This window comes from Labrys okinawensis, assembly GCF_002982075.1.
GTDB classification, from domain to species: Bacteria; Pseudomonadota; Alphaproteobacteria; order Rhizobiales; family Labraceae; genus Labrys; species Labrys okinawensis_A.
Genome location: NZ_PUEJ01000004.1, coordinates 530,029 through 550,715, shown reverse-complemented (window position 1 = coordinate 550,715; position 20,687 = coordinate 530,029). Strand labels below are relative to the sequence as shown.

16 protein-coding genes are annotated in these 20,687 nt (G+C 64.1%); 10 read left to right on the top strand and 6 right to left on the bottom strand.

The genetic code is table 11. The features are described from left to right. Window positions 1–296: 296 nt before the first annotated feature. Window positions 297–1,316 (top strand): zinc-dependent alcohol dehydrogenase family protein, encoded by a 1,020-nt coding sequence (locus tag C5L14_RS12890; RefSeq protein ID WP_105862432.1) that lies wholly within the window; start codon window positions 297–299, stop codon window positions 1,314–1,316. A 148-nt stretch (window positions 1,317–1,464) separates the two neighbouring features. Then, the gene (locus C5L14_RS12885; RefSeq protein WP_105862431.1) at window positions 1,465–2,628 is read left to right on the top strand and encodes a winged helix-turn-helix domain-containing protein; all 1,164 of its coding nucleotides are present in this window, start codon (window positions 1,465–1,467) and stop codon (window positions 2,626–2,628) included. A gap of 119 nt (window positions 2,629–2,747) precedes the next feature. Here C5L14_RS12885 and C5L14_RS12880 read toward each other — a convergent pair whose 3' ends face one another. Continuing rightward, window positions 2,748–4,742 carry a M1 family metallopeptidase gene (locus tag C5L14_RS12880; protein ID WP_210203232.1) on the bottom strand — a complete coding sequence of 665 codons (1,995 nt, stop codon included), beginning with the start codon at window positions 4,740–4,742 and terminating at the stop codon, window positions 2,748–2,750. A gap of 265 nt (window positions 4,743–5,007) precedes the next feature. On the opposite strand from C5L14_RS12880, the gene C5L14_RS12875 reads away from it, so the two are divergent. Then, window positions 5,008–6,039 (top strand): GlxA family transcriptional regulator, encoded by a 1,032-nt coding sequence (locus C5L14_RS12875; protein ID WP_245443372.1) that lies wholly within the window; start codon window positions 5,008–5,010, stop codon window positions 6,037–6,039. A gap of 55 nt (window positions 6,040–6,094) precedes the next feature. Here C5L14_RS12875 and C5L14_RS12870 read toward each other — a convergent pair whose 3' ends face one another. Together C5L14_RS12870 and C5L14_RS12865 are read right to left on the bottom strand one after the other, a co-directional pair. Beyond that, window positions 6,095–6,541, bottom strand: coding sequence for a VOC family protein (locus C5L14_RS12870; protein ID WP_105862429.1), 447 nt, complete (start codon window positions 6,539–6,541; stop codon window positions 6,095–6,097). A gap of 33 nt (window positions 6,542–6,574) precedes the next feature. Then, window positions 6,575–7,045, bottom strand: coding sequence for a tautomerase family protein (locus tag C5L14_RS12865; RefSeq protein ID WP_105862428.1), 471 nt, complete (start codon window positions 7,043–7,045; stop codon window positions 6,575–6,577). Between the two features lie 121 nt (window positions 7,046–7,166). Here C5L14_RS12865 and C5L14_RS12860 point away from each other — a divergent pair, with 121 nt between their 5' ends. Next, window positions 7,167–7,778 (top strand): TetR/AcrR family transcriptional regulator, encoded by a 612-nt coding sequence (locus C5L14_RS12860; protein ID WP_105862427.1) that lies wholly within the window; start codon window positions 7,167–7,169, stop codon window positions 7,776–7,778. Between the two features lie 117 nt (window positions 7,779–7,895). Here the strand turns inward: C5L14_RS12860 and C5L14_RS12855 are convergent, their stop codons facing one another. Next, window positions 7,896–8,372, bottom strand: a complete 477-nt coding sequence (locus tag C5L14_RS12855) for an Lrp/AsnC family transcriptional regulator (RefSeq protein ID WP_105862426.1) — start codon at window positions 8,370–8,372, stop codon at window positions 7,896–7,898. Between the two features lie 163 nt (window positions 8,373–8,535). On the opposite strand from C5L14_RS12855, the gene putA reads away from it, so the two are divergent. Together putA and C5L14_RS12845 are read left to right on the top strand one after the other, a co-directional pair. Further along, the gene (putA, locus tag C5L14_RS12850; RefSeq protein ID WP_105862600.1) at window positions 8,536–12,246 is read left to right on the top strand and encodes a trifunctional transcriptional regulator/proline dehydrogenase/L-glutamate gamma-semialdehyde dehydrogenase; all 3,711 of its coding nucleotides are present in this window, start codon (window positions 8,536–8,538) and stop codon (window positions 12,244–12,246) included. Window positions 12,247–12,544: 298 nt separating this feature from the next. Further along, complete coding sequence (locus C5L14_RS12845) at window positions 12,545–13,357, top strand: PASTA domain-containing protein (RefSeq protein ID WP_105862425.1); 813 nt, start codon at window positions 12,545–12,547, stop codon at window positions 13,355–13,357. A gap of 165 nt (window positions 13,358–13,522) precedes the next feature. Here C5L14_RS12845 and zwf read toward each other — a convergent pair whose 3' ends face one another. Next, the gene (gene zwf, locus C5L14_RS12840) at window positions 13,523–14,899 is read right to left on the bottom strand and encodes a glucose-6-phosphate dehydrogenase (RefSeq protein WP_105862424.1); all 1,377 of its coding nucleotides are present in this window, start codon (window positions 14,897–14,899) and stop codon (window positions 13,523–13,525) included. Window positions 14,900–15,142: 243 nt separating this feature from the next. Next, a complete protein-coding gene (locus C5L14_RS12835) occupies window positions 15,143–15,742 on the bottom strand; it encodes a GNAT family N-acetyltransferase (RefSeq protein ID WP_105862423.1) in 600 nt (199 codons plus the stop codon). Window positions 15,743–16,233: 491 nt separating this feature from the next. On the opposite strand from C5L14_RS12835, the gene C5L14_RS12830 reads away from it, so the two are divergent. The 4 genes from C5L14_RS12830 to C5L14_RS12815 all read left to right on the top strand — a co-directional run bounded on the left by C5L14_RS12830 (window position 16,234) and on the right by C5L14_RS12815 (window position 20,631). Further along, window positions 16,234–17,556: an extracellular solute-binding protein gene (locus tag C5L14_RS12830; protein ID WP_245196893.1), complete on the top strand. Its 1,323-nt coding sequence runs from the start codon at window positions 16,234–16,236 to the stop codon at window positions 17,554–17,556. A gap of 108 nt (window positions 17,557–17,664) precedes the next feature. Then, window positions 17,665–18,543 carry a carbohydrate ABC transporter permease gene (locus C5L14_RS12825; RefSeq protein WP_105862421.1) on the top strand — a complete coding sequence of 293 codons (879 nt, stop codon included), beginning with the start codon at window positions 17,665–17,667 and terminating at the stop codon, window positions 18,541–18,543. Next, window positions 18,543–19,376, top strand: a complete 834-nt coding sequence (locus tag C5L14_RS12820; RefSeq protein WP_105862420.1) for a carbohydrate ABC transporter permease — start codon at window positions 18,543–18,545, stop codon at window positions 19,374–19,376. Before C5L14_RS12825 ends, C5L14_RS12820 begins: the two co-directional genes overlap by 1 nt. 103 nt (window positions 19,377–19,479) lie before the next feature. Next, window positions 19,480–20,631 (top strand): Gfo/Idh/MocA family protein, encoded by a 1,152-nt coding sequence (locus C5L14_RS12815; protein WP_105862419.1) that lies wholly within the window; start codon window positions 19,480–19,482, stop codon window positions 20,629–20,631. The last annotated feature ends 56 nt before the right edge of the window (window positions 20,632–20,687 follow it).

The window sequence follows — 20,687 nt, the reverse complement described above, 5'->3', positions numbered from 1 at the left end:
TGTCGGTTGAGGCTTTCGTTCGCAGCCGCAGAATGGCAAATGTCGTAGCAGCACCTGCCAGGGCCCCCGCAACGGCGTTCAACAGAATGTCGGACATGAAAGACCCGCTTCTCGAAATATCGGGTCCAAGTGGGACGGCACCATGCCTCATTTGGCAAGGGGCCGCCGAAAAAATGCAGGCTGGTCCACATTGGCATATTGTCGGATTAATTTCGTCTCATCTGCCCTTCCATTCTTGCCAAGCCGCGCCGGGGCTAGGAGCATGGCCGCAGATTATAAAGTTGCAGGAGGAAACGATGAAGGCGGTGCGGCTCGATGCAGTGGGTGAGCTTTTTCTGAAGGACGTGGACAGGCCCAAGCCCGGTCCGGGCGATCTCCTGGTGCGGGTCGAGGCCTCCGGCATTTGCGGCACGGACCGCCATCTTCTCAAGGGCGAGTTTCCCTCCAAGCCGCCGGTGACCCTGGGCCACGAATTCTGCGGCATCGTCGAGGAGCTCGGCCCAGACGTGCAGGGCTTTCGTCCTGGCATGCGGGTGACGGGCGATCCCAACATCGTGTGCGGGCGCTGCGTGCACTGCCAGAACGGGCGGATCAATCTGTGCCGCAATCTCACCGCCATCGGCATCCACCGCGACGGGGGCCTGGCCGAATATGTGATCGTGCCGCAGCAGCAGGCCCATGAGCTGCCGCTGTCCCTGAAGGCCAGCCATGGTGCCTTCTGCGAGCCGATCGCCTGCTGCCTGCACGGCATCGACATCGCCGACATCCAGGCTGGTTCGTCGGTGATCGTGCTCGGCGGCGGTGTGATCGGGCTGATCACGGTGCAACTGGCCAGGCTCGCCGGCGCGGCGCGCGTGGTGCTTTCCACCCGCCAGGCCGTGAAACGCGAACTGGCGGAGCGTGTGGGGGCGACCGCCAGCATCGATCCCACCCAGGGCGACTTCATCGCCAATGTCACTGGTCCCGACGGCCTGCTGCCCGGCGGCGCCGATGTGGTGATCGAGTGCGCCGGCGTGGCTGAGACGGTGGAGCAGTCCTTCCAGCTCGCCCGGCCCGGCGGCACGGTGGTGATCCTCGGCGTCATGGCGCAGGGGGAGAAGGTGGCGGTCGAGCCCTTCGATATCCTGTTCCGCGAGTTGAAGGTGTTCGGCTCCTTCATCAATCCGTTCACGCATCGACGGGCGGCCGAGCTGGTGGCCAGCGGCGCGCTCGATCTCGACGCACTGATCTCGCGCGAGGTCAAGCTGGCGGAGGTGCCCGCCATCATCGCGAGACCCGCAGGGCCGGGGGAGGTCAAGATCCTCTACGTGCCCTGAGTCTGCCGGACGAAACGTTCCGTGAACAAAATGGCGGGCCGGGGCTGGCGACTCGGCCGGGAAAACTTATCTTGCTGGGCATGAAGGCTGGGAAGAGCGGACGGGGACGTTCGCGGCCCCAGCCGCTCCGCTTTGAAATGAAGCTTCCATGCCCCGTAAACCGCCTTTCATCGACAAGACGCAGGCCCGGCGCATCTGGCTCCGGGCTCAGCGCCTCGACAGTCTCGCCCCTTTTGGCGATGGCCCCCAGGCCACCCCTGCGGCGACAGCGCATCTTGGCTATGTGCAGATCGACACCATCAATGTGATCGAGCGCAGCCATCACCACATCTTGTGGACGCGCATCCCCGATTACCGCCGCGACCATCTCGTCCAAGCGCAGAGCGCCGACAAATCCGTATTCGAATACTGGACGCATGCGCTGTCCTATATTCCCACGCAGGACCTGCGCTACTTCCTGCCCGATATGAAGGCCTATCTCGACAAGCCCAATGGCTGGTTCGAGAGCGTGGCAAAATCGGATCTGCGCAAGGTCCTGACCCTGATCCGCAAAAGCGGGCCTCTCACCATCCGCGACATCGACGACGACGTGCTGGTGGAGAAGACCCATCCCTGGGCCAGCCGCAAGCCTTCCAAGAAGGCGCTGCAGCTCGCCTTCTATACCGGCGTTTTGACCATCAGCGCCCGGGTGGGCATGGTGAAGACCTATGAGCTGATGGAGCGCCATTTCGGCTGGGCCGAGCAGCGGGACCTCAAGCCCAAGCCGGCGACCGAGCGCCAGCGGCTCGACTACATCATCGACCGGACGCTGCGTGCGCAGGGCCTCGTCAGCCTCGATTCGATCTGCCATCTCGATGCCGGCCGCAAGGGCGCGGTGCGCGAGCGCCTCGAAAGCCGGGTGCGGCGCAAGGAGCTCGTCGCCGTCGAGGTCGAAGGCGCGGGCAAGACCGAGCATTGGGCCAGCCCCGCCACGCTCGACAGTGCCGCCGAGGCGCCGCCGGCCGAGCTCGTGCATATCCTCTCGCCCTTCGACCCCCTGGTGATCCAGCGCAAGCGGCTGAAGCTCTTCTTCGACTATGATCACCGCTTCGAAGCCTATGTACCGAAGGAAAAACGGGTTTTCGGCTATTTCGCCCTGCCGGTGCTGGTGGGCGAGGAAATCGTGGCGGCCATCGATCTCAAGACGGACCGTGCCGCCGGCAAAATGCTGATCCAGCAATGGAACTGGGTCGGCGAGGGCGATGCCGCTTCCCACAAGCCGGCGATCGAGGAAGCGCTGGGGCGGTTCGAGGCCTTCCAACTGGCGGAGTGAAGTCGGGACGATATCGGCGCCGAAAGGCAACGTCCACGATTGCTTGAAACGAGCAGGTTCTATGGCCTCTCGCCAGATCAAATCGCCGTGCCCTTTCACGGGCACGGCAGGCCGGTGCGCTATTTGGCGCCGGGGCGCAGCTTATCGTTGTCGCGGTTCCGGTCGGGGATCTTGTGGTCGGGATCGAGGGTGGCCTGCACCACCGTCTTGCCCGGCTCGACGATGACGGTGGTCGCTGGCTGCCTGATCCAGCTTTCGGCGGGCAGGCGATAGTCGCGATGGCCGCCGTCGGCGAAGTCGACCCGCAACGTCACCGGCATGACCAGCTTGTCGTGGCTGCCGATGGTGATCGCCGTGCCCTTCGGCGCCTTGGCCTTGTTGTCCTTCTCCTTGTCGTCGGTCACGGGGCCGATCTTGTCGATGGCGAGGTCGAGCGTCCAGTTGTGGTCATACCAGCCGCGCCACCACCAGGACAGGTCCTCGCCGGCGCTGCTTTCCATCGCCCGGAAGAAATCATCCGGCTTGGGATGCTTGAAGGCCCAGGCGGCGGTGAACTGGCGGAAGGCCGCATCGAAGCGTTCCGGCCCCAGGATCTGTTCACGCAGCAGGACGAGGCCGAGCGCCGATTTGAAATAGGTCACCGGATGGCGGTATTTCTCGATCACCGTGTCGGCGCGCGAGAGGATCGGGGGCGCCTCGCGGTCCTTCAAGACCTCGATGATTTCGTCGACCGGATTGCCCCCGCCCGGCGCATATTCGACATCGCGTTTCGGCGCATATTCGCCGTGGTTGAAATCGTCCGATTCATAGACGTCGATGAAGGTGTTGAAGCCCTCGTCCATCCAGGCGTCGCGGCGCTCGTCGAAGCCGACGACCATCGGAAACCAAGTATGGCCGATCTCATGGGCGGTGATCCAGAACAGGTCCTTGGTCTTGTCGCCGATGCCGTCGAAGAGCAGACCGGGATATTCCATGCCGGCAAGATCGTCGGGGCCGGCGATGTTGACCGCGACCGGCCAGGGATAGGGATACCAGCGGGCCGAAAAGCGCTCGACGGCGTCCTTGAGATATTCGGTCGAGCGGCCCCAGCGCTCGCTGCCCTGGCTCTCGGCCGGGTAGAAGGACATGGCGAGCGCCGACTTGCCGGCCGGCAGGTTGATGCGCGCCGCATCCCAGGCAAAGGCGGCGGAGGCCGCGAAAACCACGTCGCGGCTGTCCTTCATGCGGTAATGCCAGGTCAGCGTGCCGTCTTTCTTGGGGCGTGACCTGGGATCGTCGATCTCCGGGACGCTGCGGATGGTCACGGTCTTGTCGCTGGCGCGGGCCTTCTTGAGCCGGCCTTGCTGCTCCGATGTCAGCACTTCCTGCGGGTTTACGAGCTCGCCCGAGCCCGCGACCAGCATGGCGCTCGGTGCCGTCACCCAATAATCGAAATCGCCATAGTCGAGATAAAATTCCTGGGCGAGATAAGGCAGCGTGTCCCAGCCGCGGATATCGTCATAGACGGCCATGCGGGGATACCATTGGGCGATCTCGTAGACTGGGCCGGCCTTGGCCTTGCCCCAGCCCATGCGCCCGCCCCATTCGCCCGGAATGGCGAAGTGATAGCGGATATGGAGCTTGATCTGCCCGCCCTTGGCGGCCAGCGGCCTGGGCAGGGCGATGCGCATGCGGGTGTCGCTGACGGTAAAGGAAACCGGCGCAGCCTTGCCGCCGCCGATCTCGACGCTGTCCAGCACGAAGCCGTCCGTGGTGCCCTCGCGTGGCTTGCCGTTGGCGTAGCTGCTGCGGCTGTCGGCCTTGTAGATGTTCTGGTCCAGCTGCAGCCAGAGCTCGCTCAACCGGTCGGGGCTGTTGTTGGTATAGGTGATGACCTCGTCGCCGCTGATGGCGGGCTGGTCGGGCTGGAGCGTCGCATGAATCTGATAATCGGCCTTGTTCTGCCAATATTGCGGGCCGGGCAGGCCATTGGCCGAGCGATAGGCGTTGACGGCCTGCGTCAGAGGACGCGGGGCAAAGGTTTCCCGAGGCTGATACTGTCCCAGGGCCGGCGTGGTGGCCAGGCCGAGGAATACGATCGGAAAAAGACGCGCGGAACGCGGTCTATAGCGCAAGAATCTTCGGTATGCTTCTACCATATTCATGGAAATACCTGCTGTCGATGGACTGTCCCCTCCATCCCAAATCGGATATCCCCATCCTCTTCTTAGAGCATGAAGGCCGTCGTCGCCATGACTTGTATGACGGGCGCAACAGAATTGCCCGATCCGCAGAAAAACGGCCCGATCCCGGCATCTTGCTAGCCCTCGTCGGTAAGAATAGAATGAATGCGTCGGTCGGATGTTACATGTGCGACGTCCGGCGAGGGGAGCCACAGGCGTGAGCGAAGCGGGAACAAGGAAGCCGGCCCGGTCCGTTCGGCCGGTGCCACGGCTGTCCGTCGGCTTCATCCTGGCGCGGCATTTCACCCTGAACGCCTTTGCCAATTTCGTCGACGTGCTGCGCCTGGCGGCTGATGAAGGCGATCGCAGCCGGCCGATCCGCTTCGAATGGAGCGTGTTGTCCGACACCATGAGCCCGATCGCCTCCAGCAGCGGCGTGGTGGTGGCGCCCAGTGAGAGGCTGGGGGATCCCGGCAAGTTCGACTATATCGTGGTGGTGGGCGGCTTGATCGACGAGGTTCCCAAGCTCAGCCCGGCCTATTCGCGCTATCTCCAGCAGGCCGCCGCGGCGAAGGTGCCACTCGTGGGGGTGTGCACCGGTGCCTTCATCCTGCACCATGCGGGGTTGATGGAGGGCTATCGCTGCTGCGTGAGCTGGTTCCGCCACACCGATTTCCTGGAGCAGTTCGACGGTCTCCAGCCGGTCTCCGACCAGATCTTCATCGTCGATCGCGACCGCCTCACCTGTCCGGGCGGCGCCAGCGCGGCCCACCTGGCGGCCTTTCTGGTCGAGCGGCATCTCGGCAAGGCGGCCGCGACCAAGAGCCTGCACATCATGATGATCAATGGAGCGGAGGTCGGCGAGGCGCCGCAGCCGAGCCCGACGCTCGATTTCAACACCTCCGACCCCTTGGTCAGGAAGGCGCTGCTGCTGGTACAGCAAAGCCTGGATGCGCCGCTGTCCGTCGGACAGATCGCCCGGCACCTCGGGATCACCAAGCGCCGGCTCGAACGCCATTTCGAGAACGCGCTCGATACCTCGCCGCGCGCCGCCTTCATGGAGATGCGGCTGTCGCTCGCCCGCCATATGGTCGAGACCTCCAACAAGTCCTTCGCCAAGATCGCCATCGAGTGCGGCTTCTCGGATTCGGCCCATTTCAGCCGCCGCTTCCGCCAGCGCTTCGAGGCGACGCCGAGCGAGTTCCGCAAGGAGCGGCTGGAGCGGCGGGAAAGGCAGGAGGTCGCGTAGTGCTTCAGGCCGAGGCTTTCCGATCACGGATCCTCAGTCGTCTATTTCGCCCCCACTAGGAGTGGACTGTATGCCCCGAAGGGGCGGACGAGGGATCATGGTGATCGCCGTCCGCGCAGTCGAGCATCCATTGCACGCCGAAGCGGTCGGTCAGCTTGCCGTAAAAGCTTCCCCAGGGCTGAACCGCGAGCGGTGTCGTCACGGTGCCGCCATCGGCCAGGCTGGCAAAGAGCCTAGCGGTCGTGCCGCGGTCCCGCGTGACCAGCATATGGGCGGAGCCGCGCATCGGTTCCGCGTCGTGATTGTCCGAGGCAAAGAACAGGATGCCGGGGCCCTCGAAGCGGGCGTGCATCACCTTTCCCCGCATCGCCTCGTTCGCCAGGGGAATGCCGCGCTCGCCATGGCGCAGCAGAATCGAGGCCCGACCCAATCCGCATTGGGCGTGGAAGGCCAGTGCTTCTTCGCAATGGCTGGTGAAGAACAGGTAATTGGCAAGCTGCATGGTTCATCCCGCCGAAGTGTCGAAGCTACGAGATCAGCGGTTTGGCTGGTTGCCCGGCGAGGGAGCCGTCGGCCGCTGCCCCGCAGGAGGAGCAGCCTGAATGGCATCGATCAGGTCGTTATTGCTGAAACTGCGGCCGGCGATGCCCCACGCCCATTCGGGCGCGTAGACGATGTTGATCCAGATGTGTTCGCGCTTCAGCCGGCCCTCGCCTGCATGTTCCAGGATGTCCGTCGCCTTTTCGATGAAGGCTCTTTTCGCCTCGGGGGCAGTCAGGGCGATCTCGGGCAGCTTGAGTTCGATGAAGGCGGCCGGCGCGGATTGTCCCGCTGCGAGCACGTGTTCCCTCGCAAGCACGTTGATCGTGCCTACGATATTGGCCGTCATGAAGCTGTTGCCGGTGAAGCCGGAGACTTCGAGAAGGGCACTCGTCAGCCCGGCAAAGGCCTCTGCCTGGGCCTGCGGCGACAGCAGGCCGTCTGATATGGTGAGTGTGATCGGCATCGGTAGCTCCCTGTTCGAACAGTGGCTGACATCATATATATATATCGATTGCTCTCTATGAATACATACCGATCGCTCTCTATGCAAGGATAAAGAGTGATTGCTCTCAATAGGTGACATCATGCGGTACAACGCCGAGCACAAGCGGGAAACCCGGCAGCGGGTGATCGCGGCGGCAGGACAGATTTTTCGTAAGGAAGGCTATGGCGGCGCAGGCATCGACGCGCTGACCAAGGCGGCCGGCGTCACCAACGGCGCCTTCTACGGACATTTCAAATCCAAAAGCGAGGCGTTTCGTACGGCCGTGCTCACGGGACTGGAAGAACTGCGGGAAGGCATCGCCGCTTTGAAGGCGCAACAGCCGAAAGCTTGGCTGAAGAGCTTCGTCAGCTATTATCTCGGCTACAAGCGCACCTGCGGCCTGGGCGAGAGTTGTGCCCTGCCGAGCCTCTCGCCAGACGTCATGCGCGCGGATGAGGAGACGCGCGGTGCCTACACGGTCGAGCTGCGCCGACTGATTGAAGAGGTTGCCGGTGGCCTGTCCAAACGCCCGTCAGGTGCCAAAAATCCGGCGGGCGCGGAGGAACGGGCAATCTTGCTGCTGGCCATGCTCAGCGGCGGCGTCACGCTGGCGCGCGCCGTTTCCGATCCGGGCCTCTCCGAGCAGATCGCGGCCATCGTCACGGGCGCGGCGCTGGCCCTGGAGGGCCCGGACACCGCGCCCGGATCGTGAAGGCGCTGGCCCATGTGAAGGGGCGTGAGCGGGGGAGGGTGGGTCTTGAGATCCGGCAGAAGCTCTCCGGCTAGAATGGTGTTTCCAGGCGGATCCGAAGACCCGCCTCACCACTACCTACGGCACCAGGTCGGTGTCCTTGACCGATTCCATCACCACGAAGGTGGACGTGTTGGCGACATGGGGCAGGCTTGAGATGCGCTCGCCCAGCACCTGGCGATAGCGGCGGATATTGGCGGTGCGCACCTTGAGGAGATAGTCGTAGGAGCTTGCGATCATGTGGCATTCCTCGACTTCCGGGATCTTGAACACCGCTGCGTTGAAGGCCTTGAGCGCGGCTTCGCGCGTGTCCGAAAGCTTCACCTCGGTATAGGCGATATGGTCGAGCCCCATCTTGCCGGAATCGAGGATGGCGCGGAAGCCGCGGATATAGCCCTCGTCGATCAGGCGCTTCAGGCGCTGATGGCACGGTGTCTTGGAAAGCCCAATCTTTTCAGACAGTTCGGTGATGGAGATGCGGCCGTTTTCGACCAGCGCGTCGATGATCTTGCGATCATAGCTATCCAGATTTCCTGTCTCAGTCGCTTTTGCCATTCAAAAATCCTGAGTGAGGCTCAAACAAAAGTGATATCGCCTATAAATGCGCATGATCTTGGCAAAAACGCAAATGCCGGGCGTGCTATGTGATCGCTGCGACGCGAGGTATCATCGCCAATCCGGGCCAATGGCACCTGACGTTTTCAAGAGCGAGATCGCCATGACGACATCTGCCGCATTCAGCCAAGCTTCCTTGCAGAATCCCCCGACAGCCGCCACGCCCTTTGCCGATTTTGCGCCGCCGATCCGGCCGCAGACACCGCTGCGTCAGGCGATCACGGCGGCCTATCGGCGCTCCGAGGAAGAGTGCGTGGCGGCACTGCTGGAACAGGCCGACATGCCGGCGGGTGTCAGGGAAGCGATCAGCGCCACAGCGCGCAAGCTGATCGAGGCCCTGCGCGCCAAGCGCCGGGGCGGTGGGGTCGAGGCGCTGGTGCATGAGTATTCGCTCTCCAGCCAGGAAGGTGTGGCGCTGATGTGCCTGGCCGAGGCCCTGCTGCGCATCCCCGACATGGCTACGCGAGACGCGCTGATCCGCGACAAGATCGCCGATGGCGACTGGCGCTCCCATGTCGGTGGCGGCCGTTCGCTCTTCGTCAACGCCGCGACCTGGGGCCTGGTCGTCACCGGCAAATTGTCGAATACGGTGAACGACCGCGGCCTGTCGGCGGCGCTGACGCGGTTGATCGCCCGCTGCGGCGAGCCGGTGATCCGCCGCGGCGTCGACATGGCGATGCGCATGATGGGAGAGCAGTTCGTCACCGGCGAGACCATCGCCGAAGCCCTCAAGCGCGCCCGCCCGCTGGAGGAGAGGGGTTTTCGCTATTCCTACGACATGCTGGGCGAGGCAGCCACGACGGCCGCCGATGCCGAGCGTTATTACAAGGACTACGAGACCGCCATCCATGCCATCGGCCGTGCCTCGGCCGGCCGCGGCATCTATGAAGGGCCTGGCATTTCCATCAAGCTCTCGGCACTGCATCCGCGCTATGTCCGCGCCCAGGCCGAGCGCGTGATGGCGGAATTGCTGCCCAGAGTGAAGGCGCTGGCCGGGATCGCCAAGCAGTACGACATCGGCCTCAACATCGATGCCGAGGAGGCCGACAGACTGGAGCTCTCGCTCGATCTCCTGGAGAGCCTGTGCGAGGACCCCGACCTCAAGGGCTGGGACGGCATCGGCTTCGTGGTGCAGGCCTATGGCAAGCGCTGCCCCTTCGTGCTCGACTTCATCATTGATCTGGCGCGCCGCACCGGGCACCGCGTGATGGTGCGCCTGGTCAAGGGCGCCTATTGGGATGCCGAGATCAAGCGGGCGCAGGTCGACGGCCTCGCCGACTTTCCCGTCTTCACCCGCAAAGTGCACACGGACGTCTCCTACATCGCCTGCGCGCGCAAGCTGCTCGCGGCCACCGACGCCGTCTTCCCGCAATTCGCCACGCACAATGCCCAGTCGCTCGCCACCATCTATCATCTGGCGGGCCCCGATTTCAAAACCGGCCAATATGAGTTCCAGTGCCTGCACGGCATGGGCGAGCCGCTCTATGACGAGGTGGTCGGGGCGCACAAGTTGCGCCGGCCGGCCCGCATCTATGCGCCCGTCGGCACACATGAGACGCTGCTTGCCTATCTGGTGCGTCGTCTCTTGGAAAACGGCGCGAACTCCTCCTTCGTCAACCGCATCGGCGACAGCAATGTCTCGGTCGACGAACTGATCGCCGATCCCGTCGAAATGGTGCGGTCGATGGCGGTGGTCGGTGCGCGGCACGACCAGATTTCCCTGCCGGCAGACCTCTATGACGAGCGCGCCAATTCCGCCGGGCTCGATCTCTCCAACGAAACGACGCTGGCCGAGATCGGTATGATCCTCAAGGAGAGCGCCGGCCGGGCCTGGACCTCCGTGCCGCAGCTCGCCGGCGCCAAGAGCGGCGGGGAGAGCCGACCCGTGCTCAATCCGGGAAACCACGACGATGTCGTCGGGCGGGTGACCGAGGCTACCGAGGCCGATGTCACCATGGCGATGGCGAATGCGCAGAAGGCGATGCAGGGTTGGTCCCGCTGGTCGCCCGCCGAACGGGCGACCTCACTGGGGCGGGCCGCCGACATCATGCAGAGCGAGATGCCGGTGCTGCTCGGCCTGATCATGCGCGAGGCGGGCAAGTCCATGCCGAACGCCATTGCCGAGGTGCGCGAGGCCATCGATTTCCTGCGCTATTATGCCGACCAGGCCCGCCGCACGCTCGGCGTCGCCCACAGGCCGCTGGGGCCGGTCGTCTGCATCAGCCCGTGGAACTTCCCGCTGGCGATCTTCTCCGGCCAGGTTGCCGCCGCTTTGGTGGCGGGCAATGCCGTGCTGGCCAAGCCGGCGGAAGAAACGCCGCTGATCGCGGCCCAGGCCGTGCGCATTCTGCATGAGGCCGGCGTGCCCGCCGATGCCCTGCAGCTCCTGCCGGGAGACGGCCGGGTCGGCGCGGCGCTGGTCGCCGCGCCTGAGACCGCGGGTGTGATGTTCACCGGCTCGACCGAGGTGGCACGCCTGATCCAGACCCAGCTTGCCACGCGCCTTGGTTCCCATGGCAAGCCGATCCCGCTGATCGCCGAGACCGGCGGCCAGAATGCTATGATTGTCGATTCCTCGGCCTTGGCCGAACAGGTGGTGGCGGACGTGATCGCCTCCGCCTTCGACAGCGCCGGACAGCGCTGCTCGGCCCTGCGCGTGCTCTGCCTGCAGGAGGATGTCGCCGACCGCACCCTTACCATGCTCAAGGGCGCGCTGAAGGAGCTGCGCATCGGTTCGACCGACAGTTTGAAGATCGATATCGGTCCGGTCATCACCGCCGAGGCCAAGGCGACCATCGAGGCCCATGTCGAGGCGATGCGCGCCCGCGGCCGCAAGGTCGAGCAGCTGGCACTCGGCCAGGAAACCCTGCGCGGTACCTTCGTGGCGCCGACCATCATCGAGATCAACGAACTGGCCGATCTCGAGCGCGAGGTTTTCGGGCCGGTGCTGCATGTGGTGCGCTACAAGCGGGACGATCTCGAACGCCTCATCGATCAAATCAATGCCACCGGCTATGGCCTGACCTTCGGCCTGCACACCCGCCTCGACGAGACCATCGCCCATGTCACCAGCCTGGTGAGGGTCGGCAATGTCTATATCAACCGCAACACGATCGGAGCCGTCGTCGGGGTGCAGCCCTTCGGCGGACGCGGCCTGTCGGGCACCGGCCCCAAGGCGGGCGGCCCTCTCTATCTCGGGCGCCTGGTCGATATCCCGCCGATTCCCCCGCGGCACAGCACGGTCCATACCGATCCCGCCCTGACCGACTTCGCCAAATGGCTGGGGCAGCGGGGCATGAACAATCTGGCCCAGGATGCGCGGGAGATCGGTGGCGACTCGGCCCTGGGCCTGGAGATCGAGCTGACCGGGCCCGTCGGTGAGCGCAACCTTTACGCCCTGCATCCGCGCGGCAGCATCCTCTTGGTGCCGCAGACCGAGATCGGCCTGCATCGGCAGCTCACCGCTGCGCTCGCCACCGGCAACAGCGTGGTGATCGACATGGCCTGCGGGCTGCAGTCCGTGCTCAAGAATCTCCCGGCCAGCGTGGCGGCGCGGGTGAGCTGGAGCAAGGACTGGACGACGTCCGGGCCGTTCGCCGGAGCCCTGGTCGAGGGAAGTCCGGAGCAGATCCAGGAGGCGAGCAAGGCCATCGCCGCCCTGCCGGGCCCGCTCGTTCTGGTCCAGGCAGCCTCCTCTCAGGAGCTGGCGGCGAAGGCGGACGCCTACTGCCTCAACTGGCTCCTGGAAGAAGTTTCCACCTCCATCAACACCACGGCCGCCGGCGGCAATGCCAGCCTGATGACCATCGGGTGATCGATAGGAGGTGCCGGTAGAGGCGCACCGCACCTTCTCCCCGCAGGGGAGAAGGCCGGTCGCGCCTTGTCTTGCCTTGACCGAAGACCGCCGTGTTCCCTGCGAAACCTCTATCCCCAGCAGAGCTTGAAACTGCGCATCGCAGCGATTGTCTTGTCGCCGCGTGCCGATATCTTGGCGCCTGCGCCGATCCCGTGAATCGGCTGCAGTGGAGACCATGATGACGGATGGACGGCGGGCTGTAGCGATCACCGGGAGAGGGCGTACTTTCCTTGCTGCATCTTTGGCAGGTGTCTTGATGCTGGGTGCCTCGGCGGCTCCGGCTCTGGCCGCGGCGATGGGAATGGGGGACGAGCCGCCCTCCACCAGCAGCGAGGTCAAGGGCGTGGTGTTCCGCCTTCTGACGACCTTGCCGCGTGCCCCCGGGCCGGTGGAAGGAGCGGACGAGTGCAGCCATCTGACCGTCAAGCCGACCTCCGAGGCCGGCCGCCTCGTGGCTGATCGCGGCTGGGCCGTGACAGGCGAGGCCAAGCTGGGGACCGCCCTGCGCGCCGTGAGCTTCGCCGGCGGGTTCGAGCCGGGCACCAGCGGTACCTGTCTTGTCAATGACGGCAATGTCGGTGTTTTCGACGGCAGCAAGCTCGTTGCTTTGCTCTATGCCGAAAAGGGGGCCAAGGCGACGCTGGGCCGCCTCGAGGCACTCGAAGGAGGTGGTGTCCGGGTTCTCGACGGCGATTATCTCGCCACGCCGCTCGGCGACATCCGCTCGATCGACGACTACAAGTTCGAGTTCAACCCGGTAGCGGCCAATGACAGCGTCTGCGGTGGCCGCGCCAAAGTGCCGAACATCAACAACATGTCGATCGACAAGGCGCGCGCCGCGCTGCGGGCGAATGGCTGGGTGCCCGTGCCGTCGAGCGAACAGGATCGTGCGGACAGCCGTGTCGCCGATCTGGTCAAGCTCGGCGTGGTCGAGGCGGAGGCCTGCTCGGGCACCGGCCTTGGTTATTGCAGCTACAATTATCGCAGCGAGGCGGGCACCCTCTCGGTCACCACGGCCGGCGACAACGACTACCCCTCGGTGACGGACTACGCCGTGAAGTGCAACTGAGGCTTCGGCCGGCGCAAGCGGGCTTGAACTCGCGCGACCGTTGTCATTGCCGGGCTTGACCCGGCAATCCCGGTCTTTTCTCGCCATCGCGCCGGGCACTGCAATGGATGCCCGGGTCAAGCCCGGGCATGACAAAGCTCAGTGTCGCCCTTCATAGGCGGCCCCTCACACCGTCGGGTCGACCCAGCCGAAAGGCGGCTCGAAGCCGGCCATGGTCGGTGGTCCCCAGCTGCCGGGCTGATAGGGAGTGACGGGCACGACATTGCCGATGACGGGATCGAAGATACGCCAGGCGATTTCGGCGGCGTCCTGCCGGGTGAACAGGGCGTTGTCGCCTTCCATGGCGTCGCCGATCAGGCGCTCATAGGGGGCGAGGTCGCCGGTGCCGTCGTCGACGGCCACGAGCTCGACCGGCTCGCCGACCAGGTTCTCGCCGGGCGCCTTGATGCGTGAGCCGAGGCCGATGGTGATCTGCGGATTGATGCGGAACCTTAGTTCGTTGGCAGGTCCCTGCAGCCGTTCGGCGAACACGTCGTGCGGCGGCTTGCGGAACCGGACCACCACTTCGGTGCAGCGCACGGGCAGGTTCTTGCCGGCGCGGATATAGAACGGCACGTCCGCCCAGCGCCAGGAATCGACGAACATCCTGACGGCGGCGAAGGTCTCCACGGTGGAGTTCGGCGCCACGCCGGGCTCGTCATGATAGCCGACGAACTGGCCGCGTACCACGTCCTGCGGTGTCAGCGTGCGGATCGCCTTGAAGATCTTGACCTTTTCCTCGATCAGATCGTCCTCGAGCCGGCCGGCCGGCGGCTCCATGGCGAGCAGGATCAGGACGTTGACGAGATGGTTCTGGATCACGTCCCTGATCGTGCCGACCTCGTCATAGAACTTGCCGCGGCCCTGCACGCCGAAATTCTCGGCCATGGTGATCTGAATGCTCTCGATGAAATTGCGATTCCAGATCGGTTCGAGGAAGGCATTGGCGAAGCGGAAATAGAGCAGGTTCTGGATGGCTTCCTTACCGACATAATGATCGATGCGGAAGATGGCGCTCTCGTCGAAGAAGCGATGCAGCACGGCGTTGAGCTCCTTGGCGGAGGCCTCGTCATGCCCGAAAGGCTTTTCCACCATCAGCCTGGCATTGGCGGCGCAGCCCGATTGCTGCAGGCCCTGAGCCACCGTTTCGAACAGGCTCGGCGGGATGGCCAGATAATGCAGGGGGCGGTTCGCCTGGCCCAGGGCCGCCTTCAGCTTGGCGAAGGTCTCTGGGCTGCGATAATCGCCGCTGACATAACCGAGAAGATCGGAAAACCGGGCGAATACGCTCTCGTCGAAGGCATCGCCATAGGCTTTCACCGTGCTCTCGCGGGCCCGGGCGCGCAGCTTCTCCACATCCCAGGGATCGAAGGCGACGCCGATGACCGGAACGGTCAGCACGTTGCGGCGGACCATGGCGTAAAGGGCCGGAAAGATCTGCTTGAAGGCGAGATCACCCGTGGCGCCGAAGAGAACGAAAGCGTCGGAATGCGGTGCCGGCATGATGTCTTCCCGAATTGAACTGTCACCGAGCGGCGTCCAGGAGCAAAGCGCGTTTAGACGGCAACGCTCGTTTGCTCTCACTCTTTGGTTCGATGCGTCTTCGCGATTCGTGGCGATTCTGCCAAATCGCAAAACGCCTCCCCGTTGGTAAAACGGAAGGAGCCGCATGGGAAGCCGGAAAGACGTTGCGTCAGCCCGGCATTCGAAGGGACCGGCGGGACGGACCCGTGCGCGCCGACGCCGCTACAGCCGCATGCCCATATAGATGCTCGCAGGCCGCGCGATCTCGCGGAAACCCAGCTTTTCGTAGAAGCCGAGCACCTTGGTGTTGCCGGCACTGACGCCGAGGTGCAAGCCCGGCACGCCCCCGGCACGCAGGGCCGCGAGTTCGGTTTCGACTAGGCGACGGCCCCAGCCGCTGCTTTGGAACGGCGGCAGCAGATTGATGTGGAGGTGCGCCGGATAGCCGGCGAGCATGGCCGGATCCTTCGTCTCCGGCTGGCGAATCAAGGCCAGAACCCTTTCGTCACTGGCCGTGCGCGGCGCGAGGCCGGCGACGAGCCGGCGGACATCGGGCCACCATTCGCGTTCGAGCCTGGCGGCGAAGGCAGCGGTGTCGGGGGCGGCGACGACATAGCCCACGGCTCCGCCGCCGGCATCGAGCACGAAGGCGAAGTCGGGGGCGATGGCCTGATAGGGCGCCGCCCAGATGAAGCCGGGTAGGCGCGGCTCGGAATAGAGATGGCTGGCGTCGGAACCATTGTCGGCCGTGCGCAGGCAGATTTCGTAGAGGGCAGGGCGGTCGGCCTCGGTGGCGGGACGGATGACAGGATTCTCGGCCAAGGCTGCGCTCCCGTGCTGACTTCGAGGGATGGAATGGTCCAGGGTCGGATTCTCCCACCCGGCCTTACCTAGAGCAAAAAGCGTTCAGGCGTGAACGCTTTTTGCTCTATCTCTTTGTTTCAACGCGTCTTTGCGATTCGTGGTGACGCCGTCTAATCTCAAAATGCCATAGCATTGCAGTCGCATTTCGCCAAAGCAGGCGCTGGCGATGCGGAGTGTCGGCCTCCGGTCGGCATCGTTCGTGCCGCAAGGTGCAGTATTTCCCGGAGGGCCGATCTGAGATCGACCCTCCGGTCCGGTGTCGTTCCGCGGGTGAGGCCCAATGCGGACTGGTATTACAAATGCAGCTTGCCAAGGGCACGCTTCCCAATGATGGTAGCGCCGACGATGAGAGAGACGCTGCCGCTTCTGCTCTTCTCCGCGGCGGCGAGTATCCGGTGCAAACGCAACGCAGGGAGGAATTGCCGATGTTGCGGACGGGGACGTCGTATTTGAGAACCAGATTTGTATTGTGTCGGCTCCTGCCTTCCCTGGCACTCGCCGCCCTGTGGTGGGGAACTGCCCCCGAGAGCGCCGGGGCGCAGACGCTGACCGTCTGGGACGATCAGGCTCTGCCGTCCCAGGCCAAAGTGATTTCGGAGATCAATGCCAAGTTCGAGGCGGCCCATCCCGGCGTGAAGATCGCCCGGACGGCACGCACCTTCGAGGATCTGGGGCTGACGCTCAAGCTGACGCTCTCCTCCGGCGGAGGGCCGGCTGTCACCAAGGCCAATCAGGGCGCGCAACAGATGGGAGCCCTGGTCAAGGAGAAGCTGCTGCTGCCCCTCGACGCCTATATCAGCAAATATGGCTGGGACAAGAAGCAGTCCGACGGCGTGCTCGCGCGCGACCGCTGGTCCGACAAGGGCGAATTCGGCACGGGGCCGACCTATGGCATTTCGGCGCTCGGCGAACTGGTCGGCCTTTACTACAACGCCAAGGTGCTGAAGGAAGCCGGCATCGACAAGCCGCCGGCCACGCTGGATGAACTGGCCAAGGATGTGGAGACGCTGAAGGCCAAGGGCGTCACGCCCTTCACCCTCGGCACGACCAAGGGTGACATGGCCCTGCACATGTTTGCCTCCCTGTCGCAGGCCATGATCGGCGCCGCCGACCGCAAGAGCCTCGACGATCTCGTCTATGGCCGGGGCGGCAGCTGGAACACGCCCGGCAATGTCGCTGCCGCCAAGCAGGTTCAGGATTGGGCCAATGGCGGAGCCTTCAACGACGGTTTCCAGGGCATCGCGGATGACGATGCCGTGCAGCTCTTCGTGGGCGGCCAGGGTGCTTTTCTGATCAGCGGCACCTGGCGGCTCGGCGACATGCAGGCCAATCCCGACATCCACTTCATGGCGCTGCCGCCCGCGGCCAGCGTGAAGGATCCGCTCGTGGTCGGCGGGGTCGAGCTGGCCTGGACCATCACGGCGCTCGCCAAGGACAAGGCGACGCAGGACCTGGCCGCCGACTATATCAACTACCTTCTGTCCGACGATGCCGCGGCAGCCTGGGCGGCGGCGGGCTACCTGCCGGTGGCAGCCCTCGAAAAGCCCGACAAGGTGCAGATCCCCGCCTTGCTCGGCGAGACCATCAAGGTGTGGAATACGGTCAATGCCGCCAATGCCCTCGGCCACTATCCCGATTGGGCCAGCCCCACCATGCTGAAGACCCTGACCGATGGCCTGACCCGGGTGATCGCCAAGGAAGAGACGCCGGAGGCCTTCGTCGCTGCCGTCGACAAGGATTATCAGGGCTATATGGCAAGCCTGAAGAAATAGGGACGATCCCCGGATCGGTCCCCTGAGAAGCGCGACACTCCTTCTCCCGCAGGGGAGAAGGAAGCCGCGCCCTCTTTGATCAACGCCTCAGGAAGGCCAGCCGCGCCTATGCTCGACGCTTCCAAATATCGCAACCTTCTCTACATATTGCCGTCGCTTCTGATCTATGGCGCCTTCGTGCTGGTGCCGATCCTCAGTTCCATCGTGCTTGGATTCACGGCCTGGGACGGCATCAGCGCGCCGCGCTTCGTCGGGCTGGAGAACTATGCCGCGCTGTTCTCCGATCCGGTGTTCTATGTCGCGCTCAAGAACAATCTGGTTCTGCTGATCTTCTATGTGGCGCTGCCGCTGCTGCTCGGCCTGGCGATGGCGGCCATCGTCACCTCGATCCATTCGCGCGAGCAGCTTGTCCTGCGCACCCTCTATTTCATGCCCTATGTGATGCCCACCGCCGTGCTCGGCATCATCTGGCGCTGGCTCTACAATCCCGCCTTCGGGCCGTTGAACCAGGCCCTGAAGGCGATCGGCCTGAAATCGCTCGCTCTGCCCTGGCTCGGCAGCTTCACCTTCGCCCTGCCAGCGGTCGGCCTCGTCGCCACCTGGTATTATGCCGGTTTCTGCATGGCCATCTTCATGTCCGGCCTGCAGCGCATCGAGCCCTCGCTCTACGACGCCGCCAAGGTCGACGGCGCTACGCCCCTGCAGTCCTTCCGCCATATCAGCGTGCCCTCGCTGCTGCCGGAAGTGCGCATCGTGCTGCTCTTGACCATCATATTCTCGATCAAGAATTTCGACCTCGTTTTCACCATGACGCGGGGCGCCCCCGCCAACGCGACCCTGGTGCCCAATCTCTACATGTATCAGCTCGGCTTCGATCTCGGGCGCTACGGCTATGCCTCGGCGGTTGCGGTGATCGGCGCGATCCTGATTTTCATCGTGAACGGGGCGATCCACCGTTTCATGCCGGAACGGGAGAGGGAGCACTGATGGCGGCCTCCTCGCGTACCGCGTCTGCCTTGCTGCCGCTTCGGGCCCTGTTGTGGCTGTTTGCCCTGCTGACCGTCGCGCCCTTCGCGCTCCTGGTGCTGACCTCGCTCAAGAGCCAGAAGGACGTTCTGGCCGGCGCCTTCGCGCTGCCGCAGCAGCCGCATTTCGAAAATTTCGCCCGGGCCTGGGTGGACGGGCATTTCGACACTTATTTCCTCAATTCCATCCTGGTGGTGGTGCCGGTGGTCGGCATTTCCATCGTGCTCGGCATCCTTTCGGGCTTTGCCTTCGCCTTTCTCACGCTGCCGCTCAAGCGCATGCTCTTTGCGATGCTGACGCTGGGCATGATGGTGCCGACCGAGGCTTTCATCATTCCGCTGTTCCACGAGTTCCGCTGGCTCGGTCTGCTCAACACCTATTGGGCGCTTATCCTGCCGCAGATCGGCATGTCGATCCCCTTCGCCACCCTGTTCATGGCGAGTGCCATGCGGCAATTGCCGACCGAACTCGTCGATGCCGCCGTGATCGACGGCGCCACGCGGCTGCAGGTGCTGCGCCACGTCATCCTGCCCTTGATGAAGCCGGCGATGTCGACGCTCGCGCTCTTCCTGTTCATCTGGACCTGGAACGAATTCCTGATCCCGCTGATCCTGGTCAACAACGACGAAGTGCGCACGCTGCCGATCGGCATGCTGTTCTTCCAGGGACGCTATATCGTCGACATCCCGACCCTGACGGCAGGAGCGGTGATCATCGTGGCTCCGATCATCGTGGTCTATCTGATCTTCCAGCGCAATTTCATCCAGGGCCTTACGGCGGGAGCTGTGAAATGAGACGCCTCCAGGCTGTGGGCGAACGCTCCCTGCCACCAAGGATGTGTTCAATCGTTCGCGGAAGGCCTGTAGGAATTGTCCGAACAGTCACGGAGTAGGCGGAATGAAGGTCGGCATCATCGGGCTCGGCTATCGCATGGGCTATCTTGCCCGCATCTTCAGTCTGATGGTGCCGGGCTTCACCGTGGTCGGCTATGTCGATCCCGCGCCGGCAGGCCTGGGCTATATGAAGGAGCATGGCATCGCAGCGGGCCGCGCCCATGACAGCCCTGATGCCTTGCTCGCCGCCGAGACGCTCGATCTCCTGATGGTCGGCTCGCCGAATGCGATGCATCTGGACCATATTCGGGCGGGGCTCGAGCATGGCGTCAAGGTCTTCGCCGAAAAGCCGGTGGTGACCTCGCAGGAAGACACCTTCAAGCTGCTCGAACTCCTTCGCACCCACGGCACCGACAGCGTGATGGTCGGCCTGGTGCTGCGCTATGCCTCGCTCTATCGCGACCTCACGCGCATGCGCGACGAGGGCGTGCTGGGCGACATCGTCTCGATCGAGGCCTCCGAGCATCTGGCGCCCTATCACGGGGCCTTCTTCATGCGTGACTGGCGGCGCTATCAGCATTATTCCGGCGGCTTCATGCTGGAAAAATGCTGCCACGACATCGACCTCTATCAGGGTCTGGTCGGCTCGCGCCCGGTGCGGGTGGCAAGCTTCGGCGGCCGCCGCACCTTCCTGCCGGGCAATGCGCCCAGCGCCGAGGGTGTCAACGACATGGAGGTTTATCACCGCAAGCCGAGCGGTTGGCTGAGCACGGACAAGGTGTTCGATTCCGATGCAGACATCATCGATTTCCAGGTGGCGATCGTCGAATTCGAGAATGGCGTCGCCCTCAATTTCCACACCAATATCAACGTGCCCGACGAATTCCGGCGCTTCTGCGTGATCGGCTCCAAAGGCATGGCCGAAGGGGATTTCGTGCGCAATTACTTCCGGGTGCATGATGCGCGCACCTCGCAAAAGCTGATCGACAAGAGCTATGAGACGACGGAGCTCTCCGCCCATTACGGCGCCGACGAGCAGATGGCCGCCGATATCGGCAAGCACCTGATCGACGGCGCGCCGCTGCCGGTCTCGGTGGTGGACGCGCTCGCGGCTGGCCTGACCGCCATCAAGATGGACGAGGCCCGCGCCAGCCGCGCCGTGCTCGACCTCACCGACAGCTGGCGCCGCTTCGACGAGGCGCTGACGGGCGAATGATATCAGGACAGGCCTAAAGCTGATCCGTCATTGCGAGCGCAGCGAAGCAATCCAGG

Bases quoted from the DNA above. Each gene is read 5' to 3' on its own strand.
- C5L14_RS12860 (WP_105862427.1), top strand. From the start codon at position 7,167: ATGCGGTACAACGCCGAGCACAAGCGGGAAACCCGGCAGCGGGTGATC.
- C5L14_RS12870 (WP_105862429.1), bottom strand. From the start codon at position 6,541: ATGCAGCTTGCCAATTACCTGTTCTTCACCAGCCATTGCGAAGAAGCA.
- zwf (WP_105862424.1), bottom strand. From the start codon at position 14,899: ATGCCGGCACCGCATTCCGACGCTTTCGTTCTCTTCGGCGCCACGGGT.
- C5L14_RS12890 (WP_105862432.1), top strand. From the start codon at position 297: ATGAAGGCGGTGCGGCTCGATGCAGTGGGTGAGCTTTTTCTGAAGGAC.
- C5L14_RS12825 (WP_105862421.1), top strand. From the start codon at position 17,665: ATGCTCGACGCTTCCAAATATCGCAACCTTCTCTACATATTGCCGTCG.
- C5L14_RS12855 (WP_105862426.1), bottom strand. From the start codon at position 8,372: ATGGCAAAAGCGACTGAGACAGGAAATCTGGATAGCTATGATCGCAAG.
- C5L14_RS12815 (WP_105862419.1), top strand. From the start codon at position 19,480: ATGAAGGTCGGCATCATCGGGCTCGGCTATCGCATGGGCTATCTTGCC.
- C5L14_RS12865 (WP_105862428.1), bottom strand. From the start codon at position 7,045: ATGCCGATCACACTCACCATATCAGACGGCCTGCTGTCGCCGCAGGCC.
- C5L14_RS12820 (WP_105862420.1), top strand. From the start codon at position 18,543: ATGGCGGCCTCCTCGCGTACCGCGTCTGCCTTGCTGCCGCTTCGGGCC.
- putA (WP_105862600.1), top strand. From the start codon at position 8,536: ATGACGACATCTGCCGCATTCAGCCAAGCTTCCTTGCAGAATCCCCCG.
- C5L14_RS12885 (WP_105862431.1), top strand. From the start codon at position 1,465: ATGCCCCGTAAACCGCCTTTCATCGACAAGACGCAGGCCCGGCGCATC.
- C5L14_RS12845 (WP_105862425.1), top strand. From the start codon at position 12,545: ATGCTGGGTGCCTCGGCGGCTCCGGCTCTGGCCGCGGCGATGGGAATG.